Below are 7424 nucleotides of genomic sequence, written 5' to 3'. Positions count from 1 at the left end.
GTGCTAAAAAATCTTTAAAAAACTTCCAAAAACCTTAAAAATCTGCGAATTCCCCTCTCGGGAGCCCCAAAACAGGGTCGAACGGTGCCTAAAGCCCTCGCCAACAAAGACAAACCAAGAAAACCCAGAGCCAGAGGGCAGCAGAACGATACAAGAAGAGCCCCTCCTGACGGAGGGGCTCTGTGTGTATAGGAAATGTATATAGGGACCAGAAAAGGAGGGGCACTCCCCCACCGAACATTCAGTAATGAATACTTCAGTAGAGAAGAACCCCTCCCCATCTATATGTATCGAGAAGACTAAATCAGCTCTGTATTAGACCAGCTCTACAGCACCCTGGTTCTTCTTGCCACGGCGAACCATCGCAAAACGACCGTGTAGCAAATCATCCTTAGAAATAGCTGCGTCCTCGCCCTGAACCTTCACGCCGTTCACCGAAGCGCCGCCCTCCTTCAGAATGCGACGAGCCTCAGAGTTAGACTTCGCAAAGCCCAGCTCAGTCAGAACAGAAATCATGTCCAGACGGTCCTCAGACAGCTTCGCCGAAGGAAGCTCAGCAATCACAGACTCCAAGGTAGCCTCATCTAGAGCAGCGAAATCGCCCTTACCGAACAGAGCCTCCGAAGCAGCCACAGCCTGATCGGTAGCCTCAGTACCGTGAACCAGCGAAGTCACCAGGTACGCCAGAGTCTTCTGAGCCTCACGCTTAAACGGCTCCTTCTCAACCTTCTCAGCAAACTCAGCAATCTCAGCACGAGTCAAGAAAGTAAAGACCTTCAGGCGATCCACCACATCCGCATCCGCAGTGTTCAGCCAGAACTGGTAGAAAGCGTAGGGCGAGCACATCTGCGGGTTCAGCCAAATAGCGTTACCCTCGCTCTTACCGAACTTAGTGCCATCAGAGTTAGTAATCAGCGGAGTACCAATAGCGTGAACGCTCTTACCCTCCACCTTACGAATCAGCTCGGTACCGCTCGTCAGGTTACCCCACTGATCAGAACCACCGGTCTGCAGAGTACAACCGAAACGACGGTTCAGCTCCAAGAAGTCCAGGCCCTGCAGAATCTGGTACGAGAACTCGGTGTACGAAATGCCCTCATCAGAGTTCAGGCGCTTCGCAACAATCTCCTTCTTTACCATGGTGCCCACGCGGAAATGCTTACCAACATCGCGCAGCAGCTGCAGAGCAGACATCTGACCGCTCCAGTCCAGGTTATTCACCATACGGGCAGCGTTCTCACCCTCGAACGACAGGAAACGCTCAATCTGAGCGCGCAGAGACTTAACCCACTCAGCAACAACCTCAGGAGAGTTCAGCACACGCTCAGAAGTCTGACGCGGATCACCAATCAAACCGGTGAAACCACCCACCAGACCCAGCGGCTTGTGACCGGCAAGCTGCAGACGACGCATCACCAGCAGCTGCACCAGGTGACCCAGGTGCAAAGAAGCCGCAGTCGGATCATAACCCGTATAGAAAGTCAGACTCTCCTCGCTCAGCGCCTTCTCCAGAGCAGCCTCATCAGTGCTCACGTGCACCAGGCCGCGCCACTTCAGTTCCTGCCAAATATTCTCGAAGGTATCGTCATTATGCTGCGCGTTGAGGATCTCGGCAGACATGCTTCTCCCATTCACAAGGTAACAACGCCCGAAGGCGCTCGAACAAAATATGTAACAAGCCTAGCACCGCACCAGCCCAAACGCTCAGAAAAACCCAAGCGAGCGCCCAAACCGCTACGGCACCAGCCCAAAGAAATAACAGAAAGAGGCTACAGAGCTATGAAGGCTACAGGCCCGCGGGCATCCGCGAACCCACCATGTGCAGGCGCTGAGTCGGACGAGTCATCGACACGTACAAGTCGCCCACAGCACCACCAGCATCATCGATCAGCTGCTGCGGCTCAACAATCACCACAACATCAAACTCCAGGCCCTTCGCTTCCCACGGAGTCAGAACCAGCACCTGATTCTCCAACGCAGTCTGCGCGGTACCCGTACGATCAGCATGAGCACGAGCCACAGCCTGAGCCGTCTGAACATACAGGCTCGGCGGGCACACCACACCAATCAGAGCACCACCCGAATGAGCGACCTCCTCACTGACCACGGACACGGTCTGCTCCACAACAGACTCGGCGGCAACCTCATGCACCTGCGGAGGCCACTGGCCCTCACGCACCGCACGAGGCGCAGACACCTCATAGCCAGCAGCCTGCGCAACCGACACCGCCGCCTCAGCAATCTGCGCCGGAGTACGGTAATTAATCGTCAGCTCCTCCAGAGTGAAGCGCTCACCCACAAACGGCTCCAACGCCTGCGACCACGAGGAAGCAGCCGCAGCAGAAGAAGCCTGAGCAATATCGCCCACAATCGTGAACGACTTCATCGGGCAACGACGCATCAGCAGACGCCACTGCATGGGCGAGAGCTCCTGAGCCTCATCCACCACAATATGGCCATACGCCCACGTACGATCAGCCGACGCCGCAGCCGCAGCAGTCATACGCTCGCCACGAACCTCATTCATCATCGCAATCTGCTCAGGAGTAATCACGCCATCAGCGCCAATATCCTCCAGCGACTGGTGAACATTCTCCAGCGCCTTCGCCGCATTCTCAAGGTTCGCACGATGCTCCGCCGCAGCACGAGCCGCAGCAGCCGCACCGGTCACCTTCGAAAAATCACCCAAAAGCTCAGCAGCCTCATCCAGCAGAGGAACATCAGCCTCCGTGAAGGGGGCATCCGCCGGGCGAGCCAGCAGCTCACGCTCAGCCTTCGACAACTCACGAGTCGCAGACTCCAGATAGTGCGGCTTCGAGAACAGCGAGCGCAACAGAGTCTCAGGCGACAGCGGCATCCACGCCAGGTTCAAGGCACGGCGCACATCCATCGAAGCACGCACATCATCCTGCAGATACGGACGCTCCACCACACGACCCGCCGCACGGTTCAGCTGATCATCCAGCTTCGCGGTCAGCTCCTTCAACAGAATCTTCACGAACGTCTCACGAGCCTCATTATGCGGCTTGCCCGTCGAACGAGCACGAGAACGAGCCGAACGAACCATCTCCGGAGTCAGCTCAACATCAGTACCCTCAACATTCAGACGCTGAACCTGAGCCGGCACCTTCTGACGAGCCGCCACCGCACGCTTAATAACCTTCACCATGCGCAAATCGCCCTTCAACGCGGCAACCGCACGGTCCTTCTCAGGCACAGCACGCAGACCCGGGTACAGGGTCGCCAACGAAGCCATCACCACGCCGGTCTCACCCAGCGACGGAAGCACACGCTCGATATACCACATGAACGAATTCGACGGACCAACCACCAGCACGCCAGCCTTCGACAGGCGCTCACGGTTCGTGTACAGCAGGTACGCCGCACGATGCAGAGCCACAGCAGTCTTACCGGTACCGGGACCACCCTGCACAACACGCACACCCGGCAGCTCCGAGCGGATAATCGCATCCTGCTCAGCCTGAATCGTCGCCACAATATCACCCATGCGGCCGGTACGCTTCTTATTCAACGCCGCCAACAGAGCACCCTCACCGTGGAGAGTGTCCTCATCCTGCAGCATCTCCGAATCGAAGACCTCATCCTCAATATTTACGACGGTGCGGCCCTCAAGCATCAGGTGACGGCGGCGTCGCACACCCATCGAGTGGAAAGCAGTTGCCTGATAGAACGTACCCGCCTCCGGGGCACGCCAATCCATCAGCAGACGCTGCTGATTACTATCCGTAATACCGATACGACCGATATAGCGCACCGCATCAGCACCCTCACGGTCCATATCCAGGCGTCCAAAGGTCAGACGAGAATCCACAGCATTCAGCTGCGCCAAACGATCCTCATAGTGGGTAGCAAAAGAGTCACGCTCCGAACGGTTCTGATGACCGCCCACCGCCTGATTCTTACGCACAGCAGCCAGCTTCTCAGCCGTCTCCTCACGGAGCTCATCCAGACGGGCATATACGCGAGCAACATACTCACGCTCCGCAGCCATCTGCTCAGCAAACAGCTTCTCAGCCGCCGAAGAATCAGCAGACTGCTGGGGTAAAGATTCAGATGACACGTAAGCTCCTTAAACCTATGGTGTCTCAAAGACAGGGCGCGACAGGCACCCAAAAATACGGGTCACTATTTTACAGGACAGGCTCCGAAGGGTAGAAATATTACCCCCACAGAAAAGTGCCCCACCGGCTCAACCGGCAGGGCACCCCTCATCACTATCAGCTACACACCCAAAGGGCGGTAAGCCTCAAACTCTATAAAACTACTTCGACGGCAGCGGGTACTCAGACACCAAGCTCAGCGTCTCAAGACGGTAACCGTCCAGCGCCTCACGACCGCCCAGACCATCCAGCTCCAGAAGAGCACCAACGCCGGCAACCTTCAGGTTCGCGCGCTCCACCAGCTTCGCGGCAGCCACCAGAGTACCGCCAGTCGCCAGCAGATCATCCAGCAGAAGAACACGGGTGCCCGGCGCGAAATCACTACAGTGAATCTCGATCGCGGCGCTACCGTACTCCAGCGCATACTCCTCACGGTACGTCTCACGCGGAAGCTTACCCGCCTTACGAACCGTCATAATGCCAGTGCCCGTAGCGTACGCGAGCGCAGAAGCCAGCAAGAAACCGCGAGCCTCAACACCAGCCACCACATCAAACTGACCATCAAAACGAGCAGCCAGCTCATCAATGCACGCCTTGAACACCTCAGCATCAGCGAAGAGAGTGGTCACATCGTAAAAGAGGATACCCTCATGCGGGTAATTCGGAATCGTAGCGCAAGCAGTCGGAATCAACTGCTCAATAGGGGTTCGCGAAGCCTCAGAAGCGGGAACGCTCATGCTCTCTCTTTCGTGAAGGGGATAGCCCCGGAAAAATTACCCGGGAACAATAACGCGGTAGAAGCCGCCTACAAAATTCTACCCTCTTCACCCGCGCTTGTCCTCAGATGAGCGACAAGAACCATCTGCCGGGATTAGCCTCTCTGAATCACAACCCGCAAGTCACGCTTAAGAATCTTGCCGGTCGGCCCCAGCGGCATGCTCTCCACCATCACGTAGCGGCGAGGATACTTATACGCCGCCAAACGAGTACGCGCCAACGCATTCAACTCCGCATGCAACACACCCTCATCAGCACCCGGACGCGGCATCACCACGGCGACAACCTCCTCGCCCACGCGCTCATCCGGCACACCCAATACCGCTACCGACTGCACATGCTCATGGGTATAGAGAACATCCTCAATCTCACGCGGATACACCGAATAGCCGTTACGCAGAACCATGTCTTTAATACGATCCACAATAAAAATATTGCCCTGCTCATCAACACGAGCAACATCGCCGGTCGCAAACCATTCGCCGTCAAAAACCTCAGCAGTAGCCGCCGGATTATTCCAGTAGCCAGCCATTACGTTCTCACCGCGCACCCACAGCTGACCGCTCACACCCGGCGCGCACTCGGAACCTTGCGGGCAACGGACCTGCACCTGCACACCCGGCAGCACACGACCCACCGAACCGAGCACCATGCCAAACTCCGCCTGGTTAAACGAAACCACCGGCGACGTCTCACTCAAACCGTAGCCCTCATACACCGGGCACTCAATCAGCGTTTTCAACGCAGAATGCACCGGCGCAGGCAACGGCGAACCACCCGAAATGCCGAAACGGATGCGACCACGCAGCGAGCGCGCACGCTCAGGCTCAGCCTCCAGCGCCGCCGCTAACGACACATACATGCTCGGGACCGCAGCCAACACCGACACCCCAGCACTCTCAATCAGATTCAGCGCACCATCAGGGGTAAAACGCGGCAGCAAAGCCACCGTAGCCGACGCCGCAAACGCCGCGTTCATCGACACCGTCTGACCGAACGCGTGGAACAGCGGAAGGCCACCAAAAATGACGTCCTCAGCGGTAAACCCAAAAACGCTCACGCAGCTACGAGCATTCGAGAGGATATTCGCGTGGGTCAGCGTCGCACCCTTAGGTTTGCCCGTCGTACCCGACGTGTAGAGAATAATCGCCGGGTCGCTCGCCGCCACCGGGACAGGCTCCAGAACAGCATCCGACGGATCCGCATCCGACAGCGCGCTATCGGCAGGCGCATCAAAAGGAGCCACCGGCGAGCTCTCTCCCCCGGTGAAAATCTCGCAACGAACCGAACCGTTCTTCACCGGCACCGTCGAGGTTGCCTCCGACGCCAGACGAGTACCCGCAAACGCAAAAAGCACCTTCGCCCCGCTATCGCGCAGATGATACTCCAGCTCAGCACCCGACAACAGCGGATTCAACGGAACACAAATCGCGCCCGCAGCCACAATGCCGTAATACAGCGCCGGCATCAACGCCACGTTCGGCATAGACAACGCCACGCGGTCACCACGCTCAACACCGAGCGCCGCCACATGACGCTGAACCTGCGCGGCCGCAGACGCCAACTGCGCGTAGCTCACCACCTGCATATCAGCAGAGTCAGAAGCCGGAATCGCCAAAGCTGTCTTAGCCCCCGAACCAGAAGCAGCCTCAGCCAAAAGGTAGGCAATATTGTTCGCTGAATCGTGTATTTCAGACATGATAGAAAACTCTCACCACAGAAAAATCGGTATATCTAGAAAAGGAGAAGACGAGCTAGAAGCCCGGCAAAGAACCCGAAGACAGCAGAAGGGCGTACCTTCAACCGCTCCCCCCGAAATATCAGAAGAACAGCGCAAGATACGCCCCAGCTACTACTGAGCAGCAGACCAATCCAAGAAGCTCTCGGCAAGCGCAGCCCCACCATTGGGGTCACGAGTAATCACTATTACCGTATCGTCACCGGCAATAGTGCCCATAATCGCTTCAAGACCGCCCTGATCAATAGACGACGCCAAGAACTGCGCAGCACCCGGAGGAGTACGCAGAACCGTAATATTTGCCGAACCCTCAGCGGTAATCAGCAGTTCCTTAAACAGGGAAATCATACGGGCATCAGGTGCAGTACCGCCGCCACGACGAGCAGGATAATTCGGCACAGCATAAATCAAGCCAGCGCCTTCATCACGGATGCGCTCAGCGCCAATTTCAACAAGATCACGGGAAAGGGTCGCCTGAGTAACCTTCATACCATCATCGGCCAGGTACTGCGCCAGTTCAGCCTGGGAGCGGACACGTCGGGTCTGCAGCAATTCAACGATGCGTGCCTGACGCGCGATCTTGGTCGAGGGGAAAGGCATAATATCTCTTCTTCCTACGGTGCCAATCACGAATTCAGAACGGAGCTGCCCAACGGTGGCGCAGCGCGACATTCTTTACTACCCAAGATAATACATATGCACATAAATATGCGCACCAAATATGGATTATTCCAAGATATGGGGGAAATTTCAGGGTTTATCTCACCAACTGTCACGCAAAATGCCGC

At 56.7% G+C, this 7424-nt stretch carries 5 protein-coding genes; all 5 read right to left on the bottom strand.

The window, feature by feature from the left end:
• Positions 1–315: 315 nt before the first annotated feature.
• The 5 genes from tyrS to HMPREF2749_RS09045 all read right to left on the bottom strand — a co-directional run bounded on the left by tyrS (position 316) and on the right by HMPREF2749_RS09045 (position 7236).
• Positions 316–1620, bottom strand: a complete 1305-nt coding sequence (gene tyrS / locus HMPREF2749_RS09065) for a tyrosine--tRNA ligase (protein WP_049341763.1) — start codon at positions 1618–1620, stop codon at positions 316–318.
• A 166-nt stretch (positions 1621–1786) separates the two neighbouring features.
• Positions 1787–4081 (bottom strand): HelD family protein, encoded by a 2295-nt coding sequence (locus tag HMPREF2749_RS09060; protein ID WP_070594163.1) that lies wholly within the window; start codon positions 4079–4081, stop codon positions 1787–1789.
• Positions 4082–4282: 201 nt separating this feature from the next.
• Positions 4283–4858, bottom strand: a complete 576-nt coding sequence (locus HMPREF2749_RS09055) for an adenine phosphoribosyltransferase (RefSeq protein ID WP_070594162.1) — start codon at positions 4856–4858, stop codon at positions 4283–4285.
• A 134-nt stretch (positions 4859–4992) separates the two neighbouring features.
• A complete protein-coding gene (locus HMPREF2749_RS09050; protein WP_070594160.1) occupies positions 4993–6597 on the bottom strand; it encodes an AMP-binding protein in 1605 nt (534 codons plus the stop codon).
• Between the two features lie 153 nt (positions 6598–6750).
• Complete coding sequence (locus tag HMPREF2749_RS09045; RefSeq protein WP_049345349.1) at positions 6751–7236, bottom strand: arginine repressor; 486 nt, start codon at positions 7234–7236, stop codon at positions 6751–6753.
• Between the last annotated feature and the right edge of the window lie 188 nt (positions 7237–7424).

Origin of the sequence: Rothia sp. HMSC075F09 (genome assembly GCF_001810515.1) — a bacterium.
Taxonomy (GTDB): Bacteria; Actinomycetota; Actinomycetes; order Actinomycetales; family Micrococcaceae; genus Rothia.
The sequence above is the reverse complement of the archived record's forward strand: the minus strand, read 5'-3'. Positions and strand labels throughout refer to the sequence as shown.